The organism is Synechococcus sp. RC10B2 (genome assembly GCF_047502635.1).
Map to the genome: position 1 here is coordinate 1 of NZ_JANSHO010000091.1, position 19,971 is coordinate 19,971.

General features: G+C 61.1%; 28 protein-coding genes and 1 pseudogene. 23 read left to right on the forward strand and 6 right to left on the reverse strand.

Translation table 11 applies throughout. From position 1 onward, the window contains the following. Positions 1-104 precede the first annotated feature (104 nt). From NW855_RS14405 to NW855_RS14415, 3 genes are all read right to left on the reverse strand, one after another. On the reverse strand, positions 105-449 hold the full coding sequence (locus NW855_RS14405) for a class I SAM-dependent DNA methyltransferase (protein WP_049749740.1): 345 nt from the start codon (positions 447-449) through the stop codon (positions 105-107). Positions 450-458: 9 nt separating this feature from the next. After that, positions 459-959, reverse strand: coding sequence for a tetratricopeptide repeat protein (locus NW855_RS14410; RefSeq protein ID WP_041438233.1), 501 nt, complete (start codon positions 957-959; stop codon positions 459-461). Between the two features lie 174 nt (positions 960-1,133). Next, positions 1,134-3,152, reverse strand: coding sequence for a hypothetical protein (locus tag NW855_RS14415; RefSeq protein WP_143596958.1), 2,019 nt, complete (start codon positions 3,150-3,152; stop codon positions 1,134-1,136). A gap of 410 nt (positions 3,153-3,562) precedes the next feature. Between NW855_RS14415 and rplC the strand changes: the two genes are divergently transcribed. The 23 genes and pseudogenes from rplC (at position 3,563) to NW855_RS14530 (ending at position 17,062) form a co-directional block, all read left to right on the forward strand. After that, complete coding sequence (gene rplC, locus NW855_RS14420; RefSeq protein ID WP_414508998.1) at positions 3,563-4,207, forward strand: 50S ribosomal protein L3; 645 nt, start codon at positions 3,563-3,565, stop codon at positions 4,205-4,207. 51 nt (positions 4,208-4,258) lie between these two features. Next, positions 4,259-4,888: pseudogene (gene rplD / locus NW855_RS14425) on the forward strand (50S ribosomal protein L4); the annotation flags it as partial. 343 nt (positions 4,889-5,231) lie between these two features. Then, the gene (locus NW855_RS14430) at positions 5,232-5,531 is read left to right on the forward strand and encodes a 50S ribosomal protein L23 (protein WP_011430045.1); all 300 of its coding nucleotides are present in this window, start codon (positions 5,232-5,234) and stop codon (positions 5,529-5,531) included. Between the two features lie 60 nt (positions 5,532-5,591). Then, positions 5,592-6,476, forward strand: a complete 885-nt coding sequence (gene rplB, locus NW855_RS14435; RefSeq protein ID WP_011430044.1) for a 50S ribosomal protein L2 — start codon at positions 5,592-5,594, stop codon at positions 6,474-6,476. A gap of 78 nt (positions 6,477-6,554) precedes the next feature. Then, positions 6,555-6,836 (forward strand): 30S ribosomal protein S19, encoded by a 282-nt coding sequence (gene rpsS, locus NW855_RS14440; protein WP_011430043.1) that lies wholly within the window; start codon positions 6,555-6,557, stop codon positions 6,834-6,836. A 42-nt stretch (positions 6,837-6,878) separates the two neighbouring features. Continuing rightward, positions 6,879-7,250, forward strand: a complete 372-nt coding sequence (gene rplV, locus NW855_RS14445; protein WP_011430042.1) for a 50S ribosomal protein L22 — start codon at positions 6,879-6,881, stop codon at positions 7,248-7,250. Between the two features lie 41 nt (positions 7,251-7,291). After that, complete coding sequence (gene rpsC, locus NW855_RS14450; RefSeq protein WP_011430041.1) at positions 7,292-8,038, forward strand: 30S ribosomal protein S3; 747 nt, start codon at positions 7,292-7,294, stop codon at positions 8,036-8,038. Positions 8,039-8,093: 55 nt separating this feature from the next. After that, positions 8,094-8,570: a 50S ribosomal protein L16 gene (gene rplP, locus NW855_RS14455; RefSeq protein WP_011430040.1), complete on the forward strand. Its 477-nt coding sequence runs from the start codon at positions 8,094-8,096 to the stop codon at positions 8,568-8,570. Between the two features lie 17 nt (positions 8,571-8,587). Further along, positions 8,588-8,824: a 50S ribosomal protein L29 gene (gene rpmC / locus NW855_RS14460; protein ID WP_011430039.1), complete on the forward strand. Its 237-nt coding sequence runs from the start codon at positions 8,588-8,590 to the stop codon at positions 8,822-8,824. Continuing rightward, complete coding sequence (gene rpsQ, locus NW855_RS14465; RefSeq protein ID WP_011430038.1) at positions 8,824-9,075, forward strand: 30S ribosomal protein S17; 252 nt, start codon at positions 8,824-8,826, stop codon at positions 9,073-9,075. Before rpmC ends, rpsQ begins: the two co-directional genes overlap by 1 nt. Continuing rightward, positions 9,072-9,440: a 50S ribosomal protein L14 gene (rplN, locus tag NW855_RS14470; protein ID WP_011430037.1), complete on the forward strand. Its 369-nt coding sequence runs from the start codon at positions 9,072-9,074 to the stop codon at positions 9,438-9,440. Before rpsQ ends, rplN begins: the two co-directional genes overlap by 4 nt. After that, on the forward strand, positions 9,440-9,838 hold the full coding sequence (gene rplX / locus NW855_RS14475; protein ID WP_011430036.1) for a 50S ribosomal protein L24: 399 nt from the start codon (positions 9,440-9,442) through the stop codon (positions 9,836-9,838). Before rplN ends, rplX begins: the two co-directional genes overlap by 1 nt. 56 nt (positions 9,839-9,894) lie before the next feature. Beyond that, on the forward strand, positions 9,895-10,437 hold the full coding sequence (gene rplE, locus NW855_RS14480) for a 50S ribosomal protein L5 (RefSeq protein WP_011430035.1): 543 nt from the start codon (positions 9,895-9,897) through the stop codon (positions 10,435-10,437). Between the two features lie 60 nt (positions 10,438-10,497). Continuing rightward, entirely contained in the window at positions 10,498-10,902 is a 405-nt protein-coding gene (gene rpsH / locus NW855_RS14485; protein ID WP_011430034.1) for a 30S ribosomal protein S8, read from the forward strand. A 26-nt stretch (positions 10,903-10,928) separates the two neighbouring features. Next, the gene (gene rplF / locus NW855_RS14490; RefSeq protein WP_011430033.1) at positions 10,929-11,474 is read left to right on the forward strand and encodes a 50S ribosomal protein L6; all 546 of its coding nucleotides are present in this window, start codon (positions 10,929-10,931) and stop codon (positions 11,472-11,474) included. Between the two features lie 2 nt (positions 11,475-11,476). Beyond that, entirely contained in the window at positions 11,477-11,845 is a 369-nt protein-coding gene (rplR, locus tag NW855_RS14495; protein ID WP_011430032.1) for a 50S ribosomal protein L18, read from the forward strand. 18 nt (positions 11,846-11,863) lie between these two features. Continuing rightward, a complete protein-coding gene (gene rpsE, locus NW855_RS14500; RefSeq protein WP_011430031.1) occupies positions 11,864-12,400 on the forward strand; it encodes a 30S ribosomal protein S5 in 537 nt (178 codons plus the stop codon). A 23-nt stretch (positions 12,401-12,423) separates the two neighbouring features. Beyond that, the gene (gene rplO, locus NW855_RS14505; protein ID WP_011430030.1) at positions 12,424-12,897 is read left to right on the forward strand and encodes a 50S ribosomal protein L15; all 474 of its coding nucleotides are present in this window, start codon (positions 12,424-12,426) and stop codon (positions 12,895-12,897) included. 108 nt (positions 12,898-13,005) lie between these two features. Continuing rightward, the gene (secY, locus tag NW855_RS14510) at positions 13,006-14,304 is read left to right on the forward strand and encodes a preprotein translocase subunit SecY (protein WP_099812200.1); all 1,299 of its coding nucleotides are present in this window, start codon (positions 13,006-13,008) and stop codon (positions 14,302-14,304) included. Beyond that, positions 14,304-14,885, forward strand: coding sequence for an adenylate kinase (locus NW855_RS14515; protein WP_011430028.1), 582 nt, complete (start codon positions 14,304-14,306; stop codon positions 14,883-14,885). Before secY ends, NW855_RS14515 begins: the two co-directional genes overlap by 1 nt. Positions 14,886-14,923: 38 nt before the next feature. After that, a complete protein-coding gene (map, locus tag NW855_RS14520) occupies positions 14,924-15,697 on the forward strand; it encodes a type I methionyl aminopeptidase (RefSeq protein ID WP_011430027.1) in 774 nt (257 codons plus the stop codon). Between the two features lie 130 nt (positions 15,698-15,827). Next, positions 15,828-16,052, forward strand: a complete 225-nt coding sequence (infA, locus tag NW855_RS14525; RefSeq protein ID WP_011430026.1) for a translation initiation factor IF-1 — start codon at positions 15,828-15,830, stop codon at positions 16,050-16,052. A 29-nt stretch (positions 16,053-16,081) separates the two neighbouring features. Beyond that, a complete protein-coding gene (locus NW855_RS14530) occupies positions 16,082-17,062 on the forward strand; it encodes an alpha/beta fold hydrolase (protein ID WP_011430025.1) in 981 nt (326 codons plus the stop codon). Between the two features lie 172 nt (positions 17,063-17,234). Here NW855_RS14530 and NW855_RS14535 read toward each other — a convergent pair whose 3' ends face one another. The 3 genes from NW855_RS14535 to NW855_RS14545 all read right to left on the reverse strand — a co-directional run bounded on the left by NW855_RS14535 (position 17,235) and on the right by NW855_RS14545 (position 19,863). After that, positions 17,235-18,128 (reverse strand): PRC-barrel domain-containing protein, encoded by an 894-nt coding sequence (locus NW855_RS14535; protein WP_011430024.1) that lies wholly within the window; start codon positions 18,126-18,128, stop codon positions 17,235-17,237. A 97-nt stretch (positions 18,129-18,225) separates the two neighbouring features. Next, positions 18,226-19,347, reverse strand: coding sequence for a glycosyltransferase family 4 protein (locus NW855_RS14540; protein ID WP_414508999.1), 1,122 nt, complete (start codon positions 19,345-19,347; stop codon positions 18,226-18,228). A gap of 60 nt (positions 19,348-19,407) precedes the next feature. Further along, complete coding sequence (locus NW855_RS14545) at positions 19,408-19,863, reverse strand: ubiquinol-cytochrome c reductase iron-sulfur subunit (RefSeq protein ID WP_011430022.1); 456 nt, start codon at positions 19,861-19,863, stop codon at positions 19,408-19,410. Positions 19,864-19,971: the final 108 nt, after the last annotated feature.

Genomic DNA, 19,971 nt, shown 5'->3' on the forward strand with positions numbered 1-19,971 from the left:
TTAGTTCCGTAAGACAATATGTTGTTCAGTAAATTCAGGACTAGAGGCTTGCCCTTTTGCCGGGCAATCTCCACCATGCGGGCGGAGAGATCCACACCCCGCAACTATCCAACGTAGGAGCGCACCTGGGATCCCGCCAGGCCGGTGCCACAGCCCAGATCCAGCGCCCGCTCAAACCAAGGAGACGCTCCCCCTGCGGCAGCCAGGATCCCTTGCCGCACAGCCTGTGGCCCCTGGTAGTTCAGTTTTTCCAGCAAATGCTGCTCAAAGCGGGGCGCATATTCGTCAAATAGACGTCGCACCCACTCCGGAGGAGTCCTGTCGGGCAGGGGCAGCTCCCCCACAATGGCCAGCATGTAGCGGGCATCGCTGTGTTCGGGCTGCAGGGCGAGCGCCCGCCGAAACCAAGAGCTGGCCACCTCCACTTGTCCCTGCTTCCAAAAGCCCATGCCGATCTGCTAAGGAATGTCTGCCTCTTGCTGGGATCCCTGCCAGGCCTGCAAATAATGGGCCAGAGCCGCCTCGTATTCTCCTCGCATCTGCAGCAGGTCGGCCAGCCCCACCCGCGCCATCAGCAGCGCTGGATCCCGGGCCAGGGCTTGCTCGAAGAGCCGTTGCGCCTGCTTTTTCTCGCCCATCTGCCGCAGTACTCCCCCCAGCAGCGCATGAACCTCAGCGGCCAAGCTGGCGGGAGCAGCAGGGGGACAGGCCACGATGGCCTGTTGGTAGTGCAGCATGGCGGCAGGGTAGCGACCGGATCCCTCCTCGATGCGCCCCAAAAGAGCATGGGCTTGCGTCAAGGCAATGGCCTCTTCCAGATCAGACCGGTCGGCAGCGGCGAGGATCTGCTCACAGAGCTGCCGGCAGCCAGCCCATTCCCCCCGCCGGAAGCGGCCTGCCGCCTGTCGGGCCGAGAGGAGCGGCTGTTTTTTCGCCGGTTTTCCAAAGCCCTTAGCCATCTCCCCAGTGTAGGAGAACCTAGCTTTCTCTCACGATATGCCCACGATAGGGGCATTCCAAATTGGCGACAATCTTGAGCACTCCCCAGTTGGGGATCGACACAACAGACAGCTTCGCTATGCTCTGGAACCTGGGTCTGGTTGCGGCTTGGGATGGGTGTAAGGTTGCTCCTCTCAGGCTGTGGCCATGGCCTTCGCGGCCTTTAAAATGAGGTAATCCAACATGCCGGTGTTCTCTTCGCCGCGGTAGTTAAAAGTGGAGCGCACCAGCCACAGCCCCTTCCGAGTTCGGCAACAGAGGTTGAGCAGCGTGCGAGCCAGGATTTGGTGACGTGCCTGTAGGTCTTGGGCTGCATTGAAAACCTCCCCATCCCACTCCGGCGTCAGCACACGGCTGTTGTAAAGCACACGCCAAAGAGAACGGGACCAAAGCGGATTCGTGATGTCGAACCAGAACTGATAATCCGCCTGCAAACCTCGGTTGATATAGGCCACCGGCGTCGCCACCACGAGGTAGCGGGAATAGTCGGGCTCGAAGCGGCTGTTGCTGGGGGTTTGTCCCGAGCGGATCATGGCCAAAAAGGCACGATCCTCTTCCGCAGGAAAGGCCCGGCGAAACCGTTGTGCCGCGTCGATCAGCGCTTGCAGCAGCTCTTGGTCTTGGGGCAAATCCATCCCCTGGGCTAGGTGCTCGGCGAAAAACCGCTGGAAGAAAGCGGCCAGGGAGGGCCCGCCGCGGTAGCTGCGCAGCCAATCCAGCAGCTTCTGGTAGCGCTCCAGGTTGGCAAACCCCACCCGCTCCGGCTGTCGCACGGCGGTCTTGGGCCGCAGGGAACGCCCTACCGGGTCAAGGGTATCTTCGGCCAGCAAAGCCGCCCGGATGGGATCCAGATCCAACACCCTGCCCAGGAGCAGTCGCCAGGCCGGCAAGGTGGGAAAAGCTCCCCACTCGGGATGGGCCACTTCCGCCGCCGTCAGCAAAGCCCGCACCAGTGGGTAGCGGATCAACGCCGGGAAAGGGGCGATCGGCAAGACCTCCGGCAACTGCTCCTGCAAGCTCAAGCTCACCCCCGCATCCATGCGAGGCAGCAGGACGGCGATGCGAGAGGCCGGGATCCCGGCCCGCAAAAGCTGCCGGATCTGGGCAACCATCGCCTCCACCGCCGCGAATTGGGTCTCGCCCTCCAGCACCTGCACCCTTGGCAGCCTCTCTGCCAGAGGCTCCGTCAGGGGATGGTCAAACCGCGGATCCAGCACCCGCGCAATCTGCAGTCCCAGGCGGATCATGCCGGCTGAGCCGCGGTAGCTCCCCTCCAGAAGCTGAACCTGGGTGTTTTCCCTCAGAAAGCGAGCCACGGCCTCTGGGATCCCCGTCAAAGAGACCCCGCCGCCGATGGTATAGCTGAAAAACTGGCTTTGCAGATGGGCTTGCCCTTGCCGGTAAAACTCCAGCGCCACCCCGCAACTGTCCTCCGCCTGATCCACGATCAGGTGATCCCACTCCTGCCAAAACTCCGCCAGCGGCAGGATGTGCTCGCCAAACAGCCGGATTTGCAGGCCGAAGTCCAGGGATCCCAGCCGCAACCCCACCTCCCACAGCCGCTCCACACAACAGCCCATCGCCTGCAAGGCCTCTGCCCGCCCCGGATCCCCCTCCGCCGGCCAGGCCGCCGCCAGCCGGGATCCCACCGCTTCCGCCGCCAAACCCGAAGCCCCCGCAATATAGGCAGCGCTGCTGATCTGATCCCAAATCTGGAACTCCTCCAGCCCAAGATCGGCAAAGACCTCCCCATGCCGCGGACACAAAGCACAGGCTCGCCCACAGAGAAATTGGGCCAGATCCTTGGCCAAGGGAATTGGCTCAAACGAGCGCGGCAACTGGGGAACCCGCTCGCACACCTGCGGCCAGTGATCGGCCAGAGAGCGCCCCACCCGCTGCAAAAACGTCTCGATCCGCCACGGGCCCACCCAGCTCGAGCTGAGCTGCTGTAAGCGCCGCAACACCCCCTCTGCCTGCCGCTGGCTGCGCACCAAAAACAAGATCCGGCCCGGATCGGTTCCCGCCCGCAACAAATCCAGGTAGCGATCTACACAAGCCTGGGTCAGCCCGCTGCCCGCCCACCCCATCACACTCCTAAAAGGAGGTGGCTCTTGCCGTCGATAGCTCTTTTCGCCCACCAGAGCGGCTTTCACAGTCGCTGCCCCCCGACCGAGCCATTTTCTCGGCAAAATCTGGACAAACAGGTCTTCACCTCATTATGATGTACTACTGTTGCCAATTAAGTCCGCCCGCTCTGACGACGGCTCTCGGCAACCTAGCGTACTGCTAAACCAGATACTGCCTCTTTGCAGGTAAGTCTGAGCAGTCTTTGAAAGCAGTTTGGCGTGTGATTTGAGGGTGAATTAAGCAAAGGGAGCAGCGCTGCTGGCGCTGTTTGGCCTGCGGGGATCCAAAGATTCCTTTTCGTTGCTTTTTCGCCTGAGCGGGCAGCCTCAGCTAGTCCTGAGCTTCCTGCTGCCGCGCCGTTGCTGCCTGGATCCGGCTCATTGAGCCAGTTGCAAGCTGACAGAAGCGAGTCGCAGAGGCTCGAGAGGAGGTTCTCGTGGCGCTTGGCATCCTTGGAAGAAAAGTCAGCATGACCCAGATCTTCTCTCCGGAAGGGTTGGCCATTCCGGTCACGGTCGTGCAGGCGGGGCCTTGCACGGTAACCCAGATCAAGACCCAAGCCACAGACGGCTACAACGCCGTGCAGTTGGGCTACTGGCCCACCGCCGAAAAGCACCTCACGCGAGCCCAGCGGGGCCACCTGAGCAAAGCGGGGGTGACGGAGCTGCTGCGCCACCTGCGCGAGTTCCGGGTCGACCAGCCAGAAGCTTACCAGTTGGGGCAAAAGATCACCGTCGAGATCTTCTCTCCGGGCCAGTTGCTGGATGTAGCCGGCACTTCCATCGGGCGGGGGTTTGCCGGCTACCAGAAGCGGCACCACTTTGGTCGCGGCCCCATGTCTCACGGCTCCAAGAACCACCGCCGACCGGGTTCTGTTGGCGCCGGCACAACCCCTGGCCGCGTGTTTCCGGGGCTACGCATGGCGGGCCGGATGGGAGGCTGCCGCGTCACCATTCGCAAACTGCAGTTGGTGCAGGTGGATCCGGAGCGGAACTTGCTGATCATCAAGGGCTCTGTGCCCGGCGTGGAAGGGGGGCTGCTGGAGATTACCCCTGCCAAGCAGGTGGGCAACAAACGCTAGGAAAGGGATCCCTGGCAAAGGCTGACCAGCATCTGCAAAGACGAGGAAACCATGGCAAGTTGTGTGGTGAAAAATTGGCAAGGGGAAACGGTGGGCAGCGCGGAGCTAAGCCTCAAAGTTGCCCGTCCCGAAACGGCCTCCCACATCCTCTATCTAGCTCTTCGCCGGCAGATGACCAACGCCCGCCAAGGCAACGCCCACACCAAGACCCGGGCTGAGGTGCGCGGTGGCGGCCGCAAGCCCTGGAGGCAAAAAGGCACCGGCCGGGCCCGCGCCGGCTCCATTCGCTCCCCCCTTTGGCGCAAGGGTGGAGTGATCTTCGGCCCCCGCAAGCGGGAGTACAACCTGGCCATGAACCGCAAAGAGCGGCAACTGGCTCTGCGCACTGCCCTGCAAAGCCGGGTGGAAGACCTGATCGTGGTGGAAGATTTCCAGGATCAGCTCAACCCGCCCAAGACTCGCGCCGTGGCCCAAGCTCTGCTGCGCTGGGGGGTGATGGAGGATCAGTCGGCACTGCTTATCGTCGCCGAGCGCTCGGAAGCCGTCGAGCGAGCCGTACGCAACATCGCCCGCGTCAAGCTGATCGGCCTGGATCAGCTCAATGTCTTTGATCTGCTCAACGTCGATTGGGTGCTGATTACCACCTCTGCCCTGGAGAAGCTCAAGGCCCGCTGGGGATCCGGCGCGGCAGCAGCAGCTCCAACCCAAGCCGATCGCCTTGAAGATCAGGCTCAGGCGGCAGAGCGAGAAGCTCGGCCAGTCGAACAAGCAGAAGGTCAAAGCCAGGAGCAGGAAGAGCAAGCAGAAGCTCAAGCCCAGCCAGAGGCTCCCCCGGCGCAGGCTGATCAGGCTAATCAAGTAGCTCTAGCAAACCCACAAGTTCAGGAAACCCAGGAAGAAGAGCTGGCCCAAGCACAAGAGCGAGAAGTTCAGGGACAAGCGGAACTAGCCCAAGAAGCAGAGCCCCTTGCCCAGCCGCCAGCTGGCGAGGAGGCCGAAACAGCCGCAGCAGAGGAGGAAGACAATGACTGAGAGCAAGCGGATCCTGGCCGATGTCCTGTTGCGTCCCGTCATCACCGAAAAGGCAACTGCCCTGATGGAACAGCGCAAATACGTCTTTGAAGTGATGCCCACTGCCACCAAGCCGCTCATCCGAGCTGCCGTCGAGGAGATGTTTGGGGTGCGGGTCACCGCCGTCAACACCCTTAAACTGCCCCGCAAGCAGCGGCGGGTAGGCCGTTCTGTCGGCTATCGCAGCCGTCCCAAGCGAGCCATCGTGACCTTGGCCGAAGGCGACTCCATCACCCTCTTCCCCGACACCTAACCAAACCCCTCTTCCCGCTTCGAGTTTTATTGCCACCCGTCCTTCACCCCCCCTCGAGCCATGGGCATTCGTACCTTCCGACCCTATACCCCCAGCACCCGCCACATGACGGTCTCCAACTTCGAGGAGCTGTCGCGGGACGAAAACGGCAAGCGGCCCAGACCGGAGAAGTCGCTGCTGCAATTCATCCACCGCAAAAAAGGGCGCAACAACCGCGGCGTCATCACCTGCCGCCACCGAGGCGGCGGCCACAAGCGGCTCTACCGCATCATCGACTTCCGCCGCGACAAGCGCGGGATCCCGGCCACCGTCAAGACCATCGAGTACGATCCCAACCGCAGCGCCCGCATCTGCTTGGTGGAATACGAAGATGGCGAGAAGCGATACATCCTCGCTCCCCGCAACCTCGAGGTGGGAGCCACCATTATGGCGGGGCCCGATGCCCCCTTTGAGCTTGGCAACGCCATGCCCCTGGAGCGGATCCCGCTGGGGACGGTGGTTCACAACGTGGAGCTGTATCCCGGCCGCGGTGGGCAAATTGTTCGCGCCGCCGGGGCCGGCGCCCAAGTAGTAGCCAAAGAGGGCAAGTATGTCTCCCTCAAGCTGCCCTCCGGCGAAGTCCGCATGATCCGAGGCGAGTGCTACGCCACCATCGGCCAAGTGGGAAATGTTGACCACAGCAACCTCAGCCTCGGCAAAGCGGGGCGTAGCCGCTGGCTAGGTCGCCGTCCCCACGTGCGCGGCTCGGTGATGAACCCTGTCGATCACCCCCATGGCGGTGGGGAAGGAAAAGCCCCCATCGGCCGCAGCACCCCTGTCACCCCCTGGGGCAAGCCCACCCTGGGATACAAAACCCGCAAACGCAACAAACCCAGCAACAAGTTCATCGTGCGCGGTCGCCGTCGTGGCGGCCGCCGGGACAAGAGCGGGAGGGCCGCTCAATAAGAGTCCGGCCATCTGCTGCGCCCCTGAATTTTCTTTTTCTTTCGACCCTTACCAGCTTGCCAGACTGTTGAGGTTGCTATGGGACGTTCACTCAAAAAAGGCCCTTTTGTCGATGCCAAGCTGCTTCTCAAAATCGAGAAGATGAACGAGCGCAATGAGAAGCACATGATCAAAACCTGGTCGCGAGCCAGCACCATCCTGCCCGTCATGATCGGCCACACCATCGCCGTGCACAACGGCAAGCAGCACGTGCCCATCTACATCACCGATCAGATGGTGGGCCACAAGCTGGGGGAGTTCGTCCCCACCCGTACCTTTCGCGGCCACGCGGGCAGTGACAAAAAAGCTGCCCGCCGTTAAGTCCAGCAACGAACAGAAGAGGCAATAAGCTAGGAGAGCGCCATGGCCGATCCATCCCCTGAAATCAAAGCGGTAGCTCGCTACATCCGCATGTCCCCCTATAAGGTGCGGCGCGTGCTGAACCAGATCCGGGGGCGCACCTATGCCGATGCCCTGATCCTGTTGGAGTTCATGCCCTACGCCGCCTGTGAGCCGGTTCGCAAGGTGCTGCGCTCGGCGGTGGCCAATGCCGAACACAACAACGGCCTGGATCCTCGGGACCTGGTCATCAGCAAGGCCTACGCTGACCAGGGGCCGACGCTGAAGCGATTTCGCCCCCGCGCCCAAGGTCGTGCCTACCCAATCCGCAAGCGCACCTGCCACATTACCATCGCCGTCCGGCCCATAGAACCTGAAGCGGCGACGGCCTCCTAGACGCCTGTACCCCCAGACTTTACCCCTCAACTGACACCACCATGGGACAGAAGATTCACCCCACCGGTTTCCGCCTCGGCGTTATTAAGGAACATCGCAGCCGCTGGTTTGCCGATCCAGCTCGCTACCCAGCCCTGCTGCGAGAGGACGATCTCATCCGCGCCTACCTGACCAAGCAGTTGAGCAGCGCCGGCCTGGCCGACATTCAAATTGAACGCAAAGCGGATCAGATCGACCTCGAGATCCGAGCCGCTCGCCCTGGAGTGGTGGTTGGTCGTGGGGGATCCGGCCTCGACGCCCTGCGCCAGGGCCTGCAGAAAGAGCTGAGCTCACACGGTAGCCCCGAGCGAACCATTCGCATCAATGTAGTAGAGGTCACCCGTGCCGATGCCGAGGCGGTTTTGCTGGCAGAAAACATCGCCCAGCAGTTGGAGCGGCGGATCGCCTTTCGCCGCATCGTGCGCCAGGTCATCCAGCGGGCCCAGCGGGCGGGGGTGCAAGGGATCAAAATTCAAATTGCCGGGCGGCTGAACGGAGCCGAGATCGCCCGCACCGAATGGACCCGGGAAGGGCGGATCCCTTTGCACACCCTGCGGGCAGATATCGACTATGCCGACCACATCGCTCAGACCACCTTTGGTGTCATTGGGGTCAAGGTCTGGGTTTTCAAAGGAGAAGTTCTCCCCGGGCAGGAACGGCCCGAACAAAAAGTTCCCCTGCAACAGCCCAAGCGGCGGCAGCAGCGGCGGCGGCCCACTTTTGAAGACCGCTCAGCAGTGGAGGCCTGAGGGCCAGCACCCGAAAATCCAGGGATCCCCATCGCAGTTGATTTAAGGAACGGCCATGTTAAGCCCCAAACGAACCAAATACCGCAAGCAACAGCGCGGGCGCATGAAAGGCAAAGCGACTCGCGGCAACCGCATCAACTTTGGGGAATACGGCCTTGTGGCTCTAGAACCCGCCTGGATCACCGCGCGGCAGATCGAGGCCAGCCGTCGGGCCATGGCCCGCTACGTCCGGCGGGGAGGCCAAATCTGGATCCGCATCTTTCCCGACAAGCCCGTTACCCAACGGCCTGCCGAAACCCGCATGGGATCCGGCAAAGGCAACCCCGAATACTGGGTTTGCGTCGTCAAGCCGGGCCGTATCCTCTTCGAGATGGGAGGAGTTCCTGAAGCCACGGCCCGAGAGGCGATGCGCCTTGCCGCCCAAAAGCTGCCGATCAAAGTCAAGTTTGTAACCAAGGCTAACTTTGAGGAGCCGGAACCTGTTCAGAAAGCAGCTCCAGAAACAACAGAAGTAGCAGCCAGCGCTATTTGAGGGAGGAGAGTTGAGCCATGCCCATGCCTAAAATTGCCGACGCTCGCGCCCTATCCGACGAAGAATTGAGCCAGGAGATCTACGCCGTCAAGAAAGAGCTGTTCGAGCTGCGTTTGCAGCAGGCCACGCGGCAGTTGAACCAGCCCCATCTCATTCGCCTGCGCAAACACAAGCTGGCCCAACTGCTGACCGTTGAGTCAGAGCGCAAGCGCGGCAAGTCCTTGTCCTCAACTCAGACCCAGAAGGAGGAGTAATGCCTGCTCGCGAAAAGATCGGCGTTGTCGTCAGCAACAAGATGCAAAAGACAGTGGTCGTTGCTGTGGAAAACCGGGTTGCCCACCCCAAATACGGCAAAATCGTCGTCAAAACCAAAAAGTTTAAGGCCCACGACGAAGAGAACCGCTGTCAAGAAGGGGATCTGGTGCGCATTACGGAAACCCGTCCCCTCAGCCGCACCAAGCGTTGGCGAGTGGCCGAAATCATACGGGAGGTCAAGAAACTATGATTCAGCAGCAGACCATGTTAACGGTAGCTGACAACACCGGCGCCCGCAAGCTGATGTGCATCCGCGTCCTGGGCAGCAGTGGCCGTCGCTACGCCAGCCTGGGAGATGTGATCGTTGGCGTCGTCAAAGACGCCCTGCCCAATATGCCGGTCAAAAAATCCGACGTCGTCAAGGCTGTGGTCATCCGCACCGTCGATACGGTACGCCGCCCCGACGGCATGTGCATCCGCTTCGACGACAACGCTGCCGTGATCATCAACGACGACGGCAACCCCCGCGGAACCCGCGTTTTCGGCCCTGTAGCCCGCGAGCTGCGGGAGAAAAACTTCACCAAGATCATCTCCCTTGCCCCGGAGGTTCTGTAATGGTTCGTCCCCTCAAGCCCAGCCAAATTCGACGGCTGATTCGGCAGACCGGCGTTCGCAAGCACCGCAACAGCCTACGCTACAAAATGCGCATCAAGAAGGGAGATACCGTCCAGGTGATCTCCGGCGACGACAAAGGCAAAATCGGCGAGGTGCTGCAGGTTTTTCCCGAACGCAACATGGTCTTGGTGGAAGGGGTAAACATAGTAACCTACCACCGCAAGCCGCAACGGGAAGGCGAAAGTGGTCGCATCGAGACCAAAGAAGCCCCGATCCACGCCTGCAAGGTGATGCTCTATTCCAAGAAGCAGGAAGTGGCCAGCCGTATTGGCTATCAAATCACCGCCGATGGCCGCAAAGTCCGTGTCCTCAAGAAAACCGGCGAGATCCTCGACTAGCCGTCCCTTTTTCGATAGAGCTCTGACCCAGCCCAGAGCCCCCAGGAGAACCGACCATGCCCCAGCGTCTGCAAATCCTCTACAACACCGTCATCGTTCCCAAGCTGCAAAAAGAGTTGGGCTACACCAACATCCATCAGGTGCCGCGTCTGGAAAAGATCGTGATCAATCGCGGCCTGGGAGATGCCTCCCAAAACGCCAAGGCCCTGGAATCCTCCATCGCCGAGATCAGCGCCATCACGGGCCAGCGTCCGGTGATTACCCGCGCCAAAAAGGCGATTGCCAGTTTCAAAATCCGCAAGGGCATGCCGGTTGGCCTGATGGTGACCCTGCGGCGGGAGCGCATGTACGCGTTTTTGGATCGGCTGATCAACATTGCCCTCCCTCGTATCCGCGACTTCCGTGGCGTCAGCCCCAAATCTTTTGATGGGCGGGGCAACTACACCCTTGGTATTCGCGAGCAACTGATCTTCCCCGAAATCAACTACGACTCTGTAGACCAGATCAGAGGTATGGACATCTCCATTGTGACCACCGCCGAAACCGACGAAGAGGGCCGTGCCCTGCTCAAAGAGTTTGGCATGCCCTTTGCCTCTTAAGGTTTGCCCATCTGCAATTGTCTCGACTTGATCGATCTTCCGAGGAGCACCGACCCACCCATGGCCCACACCAACGACACGATCGCCGACATGCTCACCCGCATTCGCAATGCCACCATGGCTCGGCATGAATCGGTGGCGGTCCCGGCCACACGCATGACCCGCAGCATCGCTCGCGTTCTTCATGAGGAAGGTTTTGTGAGCGACTGGAAGGAAGAGGGAGAAGGGATCCACGCTCAGCTTGTGTTGCGGTTGAAGTACAAGGGCAAAGGTCGTAAGCCGATCATCAATGGCCTGAAGCGGGTGAGCCGGCCCGGGCTGCGAGTTTACTGCAACCACAAAGAACTGCCTCGGGTGTTGGGAGGAATTGGGATTGCCATCATCTCCACCTCCAACGGCATCATGACCGACCGGGATGCTCGCAAGCAGGGCATCGGCGGCGAAGTGCTCTGCTACGTCTATTGAGTTGTTCTCTTGCCAGGAGTTGGCCCATGTCTCGCATTGGCAAACGCCCCATCGCCCTTCCTGCCAAGGTAGAGGTTCAGATCGAGGGGCAGCAGATCTCGGTAAAAGGCCCGAAGGGAGAACTGTCTCGCAGTTTGCCCCCCTTGATTGCGGTGCATCAAGAAGCCCAGACGCTCAAGGTCAGCCGGGTCAACGAGTCTCGCCCGGCCCGCCAACTGCACGGCCTCTGCCGCACCTTGGTTGCCAACATGGTGGACGGCGTATCTAGGGGATTTGAGCGCAGGCTGGAATTGGTGGGTGTGGGCTACCGGGCTTCCACCCAGGGCAACAAGTTAATCTTGAACGTTGGCTACAGCCACCCAGTGGAGATCCCTTTCCCGCCAGGGATCCAAATAGCGGTTGAGGGCAACAACGTCATCGTCGTCTCAGGTATCGACAAAGAGCTGGTGGGCAACACGGCGGCGCGGATTCGGGCCGTCCGTCCGCCAGAGCCCTACAAGGGCAAAGGGATTCGCTATGTAGGGGAACAGGTTCGTCGCAAAGCAGGTAAATCCGGGAAGGCCAAGAAGTAGCTATGAAAATCACTCGCAAAGCTGCCACCCAACGTCGCCATCGCCGCATTCGCCGCAAGGTCTTCGGGACGCCCGAGCGGCCCCGTTTGGCCGTGTTTCGCTCCCATCGCCACATCTACGCCCAGGTGATCGACGATGTAGCCCAGCACACTTTAGTCTCTGCCTCCACGCTGGACAGGGAGCTGCGGGAAGCCTTCAAAGACATTGGCACGGCCACCCGAGAGGCTGCCGCCGTGGTGGGTCGCTCCGTCGCCCAACGGGCCTTACAGGCAGGCATTTGTCAAGTGGTGTTCGACCGCGGCGGCAAGCTCTACCACGGGCGTGTCCAGGCCCTGGCGGAAGCCGCCCGCGAAGCAGGCTTACAGTTCTAGGCCCTGAGGAGATGGCATATGGCTGAGCAAAGAGAACGTCGCAGAAGCAAAAAGAGCCGCGAAGAGCAGACTAGCGAGTGGCAGGAGCGGGTCATCCAGATCCGGCGCGTCACCAAAGTAGTTAAGGGCGGCAAAAAGCTGAGCTTCCGGGCCGTGGTGGTGGTGGGCAACGAGCGCGGCCAGGTGGGGGTTGGCGTGGGCAAAGCCAACGACGTCATCGGGGCTGTGCGCAAAGGAGTTGTGGATGGCAAAAAGCACCTAATCGAAGTGCCCCTCACCAAGGGTCTGTCTGTACCCCATCCCATGCGGGGATCAGGCGGTGGGGCCACTGTCCTGGTGATGCCGGCAGCTCCCGGGACAGGGGTCATCGCCGGGGGAGCGGTGCGCACGGTTCTGGAGCTGGCGGGCGTGCGCAACAGTCTGGCTAAGCAACTGGGATCCAGCAACCCCCTCAACAACGCCCGTGCCACCATTGACGCGCTGCGGCGGATGCGCACCTTTGAGCAGGTAGCTGAAGATAGAGGGATCGACGTGCGCCGCCTGTTTGGTAAGTAACAGCAAGTTAGCCGGAGGTCAGTATGCGACTAGAAGACATTCGCCCCCAACCAGGTTCGACGCGGCGGCGACGACGCCTGGGCCGTGGCATCGCTGCTGGACAGGGAGCCTCCTGTGGCAAGGGAATGCGGGGACAGAAGGCGCGCAAAGGAGGCGGTCCCCGGCCCGGCTTTGAGGGAGGCCAGACCCCCCTCTATCGGCGGCTGCCCAAGCTCAAGCACTTCCCCCGCTACGTGCGGCGCCCCCAGTACACCCTGATCAACCTGCGCGCTTTGGCCAAGTTGCCCGCTGGCAGCGAGGTCAGCTTGGAAAGCTTGATGGATTTGGGGATCGTGACCACCAACGATGGCCCGCTGAAGATCTTGGGAGACGGGGAAGTGGGCGTGCCCCTGACGATCAGAGCGGCTGCCATCACCCCCTCAGCCCGAGCCAAGGTCGAGGCAGCCGGGGGTCGGGTGGAGCTCGTGGGATCCCAGACTGCTTCCGCTGGATCCTAAAATTGGGCTGCAGTTTGCAGCTTCTCTATTTTGCCGACTTTCCCACCGGCAGCGTAGAGTGGTAAATAGCTCACCTTGCCTTTCCCTTCCGCGAGGTTTTCTAGATTTATGGCTGACCCACGAGGCTCCGCTCCCTCCGCCCAAGAGACCTTCATGCAGATGGCCATGGCTTCTGGCCTGCGCAGACGTCTGTTTCTTACCCTAGGCCTGTTGCTGTTGGTGCGGCTGGGCATTTACATTCCCATCCCCAGTATTGACCGAGCTCGCTTTGCCGCTGAAGCCGCCAACAGCCCTGTGTTTGGCTTTCTGGATGTCTTCTCGGGCGGCGGTATCTCCGCTTTGGGGATCTTCGCCCTCGGCATCCTGCCTTTCATCAACGCCTCCATCATCATGCAACTGCTGGTCTCGGCCATTCCGGCCCTGGAGAACCTGCAGAAAAACGAGGGGGAGCAGGGGCGGCGACAGATTTCCCAGTACACCCGCTACGTTACCCTGATTTGGGCCATCATCCAGGGCATCGGCATCTCCTTCTGGGTGCGGGAGTTCGCCAACACCAGCAACGAGTTGGCCTTTGTGGCCTCCACCACCCTGGCCCTGACGGCAGGTTCCATGTTTGTCATGTGGTTGGGGGAGATGATCACGGAGAAGGGGGTGGGCAGTGGGCCGTCGCTGTTGATCTTCGTCAACATTGTCGCCACGCTGCCCCGCGCTCTGGGCCAGACCATCAGCCTAGCCCGTGCTGATAGCAGCACCATCGGCGGCATCTTGGTGTTGATGGCCGTCTTCCTAGCCACCATTGTCGGCATTGTCTTCGTCCAGGAGGGCAGCCGCAAAATCCCTATTGTCTACGCCAAGCGCCAGGTGGGCAACAAGCTATTCCGTGAGCAGAAGAGCTACCTGCCCCTGCGGCTAAACCAGGGGGGCGTGATGCCGATCATCTTCGCCTACTCGGTGATGTCCCTGCCCTTTGCCTTGGCCCAGTACACCCAGAACCTGACTTTGGTGCAGGTGGCCAACCTTTTGGCCCCTACCTCTTGGTTTTACATTCCCTTCTACTTCGTGCTGATCCTCCTCTTCAGCTATTTCTACGCCTCTTTGATCATTAACCCGGTGGATCTGGCGCAGAACCTGAAGAAGATGGGGGCCAGCATTCCGGGAGTCCGCCCGGGCAAGGCCACTGCTGAGTACATCGAAGGGATCCTCAACCGGCTGACCCTGCTGGGGGCCTTGTTCTTGTGTGCGGTGGCCATCATCCCGACGACGGTGGAGCGGGCGACCGGCATCACCACTTTTCAGGGCTTGGGGGCAACTTCGCTGCTGATCCTGGTGGGGGTGGCGATCGAGACCTCCAAACAGATCCAGACCTACGTCATTTCGCAGCGTTACGAAGGGATGGTCAAGCAATAGTGCCGAGGTTAATCTTTTTGGGGCCGCCGGGAGCGGGCAAGGGCACCCAGGCAGAGCGGCTGGCAGCGATCTACCACACGCCCAAAATTTCTACAGGTGACCTGCTGCGGGCAGAGGTGAAAGCCCAAACGCCGCTGGGGTGCCAGGCTAAGGTGTACATGGATGCGGGAGAGCTGGTGCCTGACGAGGTGTTAATTGGGATGGTGAAGGGCCAGTTGCAACACTCGCCAGCGCAGGGCTGGATCCTGGACGGCTTCCCCCGCACCCTGGCGCAGGCGGAGGCTTTAGAAGAGCTGTTGCGGGAGTTGGGGCAAGACTACGACCACGTTCTCAACCTGGAAGTGCCGGACGACGTGGTGGTGGCACGGCTGTTGGCCCGCGGCAAGGAGCAGGGGCGCAGCGACGATGCCGATGAGGCGGTGATCCTCAAACGCTTGCAGGTGTATCGGGAGCAGACGGCTCCGCTGATCGACTTTTACGAGGCCAGGGGTCGTCTGCGACGGATCGATGGCAACCAGCCGATGGAATCGGTACAAGAACATCTGCGGGCTCTCTTGGAAGGCTTCAGGAGGACAGCGTGATCAAGACGGGGGCGGGAAATCTCTCCCCGCGGCGGGGCATGCAGCTCATTGAGATCAAGTCCCGCCGGGAGGTGGAGAAGATGCGGCGGGCCGGGCGGGTGGTGGCCCAGGTGCTGCAGGAAATTGCCGAGTGTCTGGAGCCAGGCTGGACAACGGCAGACATCGATGCCTATGCCGAGCGGCGGGTAGCGGAGTTGAATGCCCTGCCCAGCTTCAAGGGCTACTACGGCTTTCCCGCCTGTGTCTGTGTCAGCGTCAACCATGAGGTGGTACACGGGATCCCCAGCCCCCGCAAAGTGGTGCAGCCGGGGGACATCGTCAAGGTGGATTTTGGCGCCATGGTCGAAGGCTGGCATGCCGACTCTTGCATCACCATTGGCCTGGAGCCCCTCGGCGATGCCGCCCGCGACCTGATCGACACAGCGGCCAAAGCGCTGCAGACGGGCATTGACCACGTGCGCCACGGCGTCTGGCTGCAGGATGTCTCAGGCGCCATCGAGGACTACATCCAGGGGCGGGGCTACTCCGTGGTGAAGCAGTACGTCGGCCACGGCGTGGGGCGCAACTTGCACGAGGAGCCGCAGTTTCCCCACTACCGCACCCGCGACCTTCCCAATCCCAAGCTGCGCTCCGGCATGACGGTGGCAATCGAGCCGATGGTGAATGCAGGGGGAGAGGCCACGCGGGTGCTCTCGGATGGCTGGACGGTGGTGACGGTGGACGGCTCTTGGTCGGCCCAGTTTGAGCACACGGTCTTGATCACGGACTCTGGGGCTGAGATTTTGACGGATCGCACCCCTTTTCAGTCCTAGGGATCCCTTGCTGAAGGGCGGCAACGGCTAGGATAGAAGAGGTGGAGTATTGTTTCGGCTCTTAACTCGCTCTTAACAGGGCGGGTTTCCTATCGATATTTCTGTTGTGTTGTTTTTTAAGGAGGGTTCCTTGTCTAAAGAAGACGCCATTGAAGTGGAAGGGGTGGTTACCGAGTCCTTGCCCAACGCCATGTTCCGGGTGGACCTGGACAACGGCTTTAACGTCCTTGCCCACATCTCCGGCAAGATCCGCCGCAACTACATCAAGATCTTGCCCGGCGACCGGGTCAAGGTAGAGCTCAGCCCCTATGACCTGAACAAAGGGCGCATCACTTACCGCCTCAAGAAAAAGTAGCCGTCTGGCCTTAGCTGGGGCCGCTGAGCATGAAGGAGCTGAGCCAAGTTCTCAAAACCGGCCTCTGGGTTGCGGCCGGCGGGGTAAGTGCCCTGGCCGTGCTCAACGCCTGGATCGCTTCTCGAACCCAGCCTCTGCCCAGCCTCTTGCCGGGGGAGGAGAGGCACTATTTTTGGCGCGGCCACCGTCTGTTTTACAAGGTTGCGGGATCCGGCCAGCCCTTGTTGCTGCTGCACGGCATCGGGGCCGGCTCTTCCAGCTACGAGTTTCGCGCCGTGATGGCGGAGTTGGGCCAGCACTATCAGGTTTACGCTTTGGATTTGTTGGGTTGGGGCAACTCGGAGCGCCCCGATCTGGAGTACACCGGCCACCTATATGTCCGGATGATCGGGGATTTTGTCGGCCAGGTGATCGGGCGCCCCTGCCACGCCATTGCCAATTCTCTCTCGGCAGGGTTTGTGCTGCGCTCGGCCCGGCTGCAGCCTCAGCACTGGCAGAAGCTGCTGCTCATCGCCCCTCTAGGAGACAACAGCCTTGTCCCCGAGGCGCTAGGGATCCCTTTGGCTGAGGCGGTGTATGGTCTTCTCAGCTTGCCGGTTTTGGGGCTGGCCTTTTACAACGTCATCACCACCCCCTGGAGTGTACGTCTATTTACGGAGCAGAGCCTGTTCTCCCCTGGGTACGCTCTGGATGAGGCGGTGGTGGACTACTACTATCAGGCGGCCCACCAGGCGGGGGCCCAATTTGCCCCCCGTTCTTTTTTGACCGGCAAGCTTAACTTGCCCATTCAGGAGGACTTTCGCGTGGTGGACAAGCCGATGGCTCTGGTCTGGGGAGAAAACAACCGCCTTACTGGATCAGAACAGGCGGAGCGGTATCGTGCCTTGCGCCCAGAGGTGCCGATCTATCGACTGCCAGGGGCTGCTTTTCCCCACATCGAAGCGCCGCAAGCTTTTTTATCGGTGGCTTTGCGCTTTTTGGCCGAGGCCGATCCTGCCCTGCCAACCTAGGGGATCCCCGAGCAGGGAAAACTCACGCCTTTGCCGACTTTTTGCGGCGACTGTCCGGTCAGTCTGGTTTTTTCCAATCCAGGAAGAGTTCTCAGGCTCAGGCGCTCCGGCTGACATGGGGTCACCCCTAGGCCGTCACTTTGGGAGAGAGGAGCGAAGCCGGGCTCAGAGCTCAGGTTGGCTCCCCGGTATTCTCCTCCCAGGGGTCCCTATCCAAAGGGGAGCTGGGAGCGGCCGGGGCAGAGTCAGGAGCTGGCTCGGAAGGGGGGGCTTCTGCTTTGACGTACTCTTGCTCCCATTCTGGCTGCTCGGCAGCAGGAGCAGGCTCGGGCCGACGAGGAGGCGCCGCCTCGGCCTGGGGTTCAGGCTCTGCTTCGGGATATTCCTCTTCTTCGCCCTCGTATTCTTCGTCGTATACTTCCTCGTAGTTTTCCTCGACGGCAGGTTCATCAACGGCCCTGGGCAGGGCGGGGGCGGAGCCAGTGTCGACCAGCCAGGAGGGCTTGCCCAGGCCGAGGGTTTCCAAGATCCCTTTGGTCAGTTGGGCTAGGCGGGTTTCGGCGCCATCGGCCACGATGAGGCGATCGCCGCCGATGGAGACGATTTCATCAGCAGAGAGCAGGTAGGTGCTGAGGATAAAGCCGGGCAAAAAGGTCAGGCCGAGGTTGGAGAGGATCAAACCGGTGATTAGGCCGGAGACGGAGTTGAATTCGAAATCTTTGACTTTTCCAAGGCGGATCCCTTCTTCGGTAATCACCTCGCTGCCGACTACCCGGCTGAGACCCTCCAACTCCAAGTCCTCGAAGACTTCATCGCTGGGGACGAGGATGGCGTCTTGTCCTAGGGCCGTGACCTGCCGCAGCTCCAGAAAACGCGGCGATCCGGCAAAGGCCTTTTCCAGCACTCCTAGCACCAGGACTTGCCTAGCTTCCAGATCTGCCCAAACTTCGCTAACTACTCCAAGCCGGGCGGCATTGGCTTGGCTGATCACCTGCGTTCCCAGAACCTGTGACCGCCGACGAACCTCTGATCGCACCAGCGCAACAGATTCTTTCCCAGTCGTCATGGTGGTTTCCCCGTCGTGAGTCGAAGTGTCCGCGTCAGTGGGCTGGTCATCCGGCCCCAGGCATCAAAATCAAATAGTACCATTGCCTGTCTTCTCCCTAGCGGGCTGCCGGGATCGGATCCTGGACAATTTGCTCGCTCCAGGCCAGAAACCGCTCTGTCATGGCCTGCAGGGAATAGAGCTCTTCTGCGTGCTGTCGGCAGCGGCTTCTAGCGATCTGATCCAGGCGTTCCACCGCTGTTGCCAGAGCTGCCACGTCGTCTGGCTCCACCACCCAGCCGGTCTCGCCATCGCGGACAATTTCCGCCGGCCCGCCGCGGCGGTAGGTGATCACCGGCACACCGCAGGCCAAGGCTTCCACCGCCACCAGGCCGAAGGCTTCCACCCACTTAGGGGTCATGATCAAGGCCGAGCAGTGGCCCAAGAGCCGCTGCATCTGAGAGGTGGGCAAAAACCCCCGGTAATCCAATTGAGCCCGCGGGTACTGTTCTCGAATCTGCTGCCAGTAGGCCGGGTCTTGCAGGTGGCCCAGGATCAGCACCGGCCTCCCCGTCTTCTCGGCCAGGGCGGCGCAGTCTTCCAGGCCCTTTTCGGGGGCAATGCGGCCAACCCAGCACAGGGATCCGTTCCCCTCTGGCACAAACTCGTAGCGGCTGAGGTCGACGCCGCAGGGCAAATAGACAAAGGGATCCCGACCAGCCGCCATCTGGGCCCGGGCAAAGGCAAAGGTCTGGGCTTGGGCTCGCGAGTGTACCGCCAGCCGGCCAGGATAGGTGCGCGCGATGCGCTCCAAGGCCTGGTCAACGGCATCGCTAAGGGAGCCCATGCTGACGATATGGGCCACCGGCGTGCGGAAAAAACCTGTCAGGTAGAACGAGAGCCAGTCGTAGCTCCAGTTCACGATGAGCTCAAACTCATCCTGCAGTTGGGCAGCCCGCCGCCAGAGGTTGGCCAACAGAGAAGGGATGGAAAGGCAAACCGGCTCGTCGCGGCGCTGGCTCTGGGCATAGGGCGGGGGGAGGCCGGCCACCGCCTCGATCACCCCTTCCGGCAAGTCGACACTGCAGGAGCCCTCAGGGGCCAGCACGCGCACTTGGGCTCCCCTCTCAAGCAGGCTCCGCGCCAAGTTGACAAGGTTGAGCTCCACCCCGCCGCCAGCTCCCGATCCCAGGGGCCCAACGGGGGTGGAGACAAACAAGAAGCGGTAGGTACGAGGCATGGGCGCCCTAGCAGGCTCGACCCCTTGCTGGCTAGTCTGGTTGACCCTGGGGGGACAAGGTCAGGTTCTGGCCACGAAGATTTCCCCTTTCTCCACCTTAACTTTGTAGGCGGTCAGGTCGGCATTGGCCGGGCCACGGGTACGGCTGCCATCGGCGGCAAAAACTGAGCCATGGCAGGGGCAGACGAAGTTCTCCCCCCGCCAGTCCACGTCGCAGCCGGCATGGGGACAGGCTGCATCCAGAGCCAGCAGCGAGTCTTCCTTTTGGGGATCCCCGACTAGCCAAAGGGTGGCGGTGTTTTTCCCAAAGGCGTCTTCTACCTTGAAGGGGCCTTCTTTAAGATCTTCTAGCGTTGCCACTTTAACGAACTCCGGCTCAGCCGCTTTGGGGCCCGAAGCAGCACCCTGGGCAATGGCACGGTTAAAACGGCGCTGAGCCAAGGCAGGCAACAGGCCCACCAGCGAGCCAAAACCAAGCGCCAGCCAACGAAGAAAACCGCGACGATTGTTGTACATGGCCATGTGTCCTGAGATGGATGCAAGGTGTCGGTTAGGAACCAATCCAAGCGTGGCCTCCCAAACGGGACGCTAGCCCGGCGGCTCCTCTTAATATTTTGTTACACT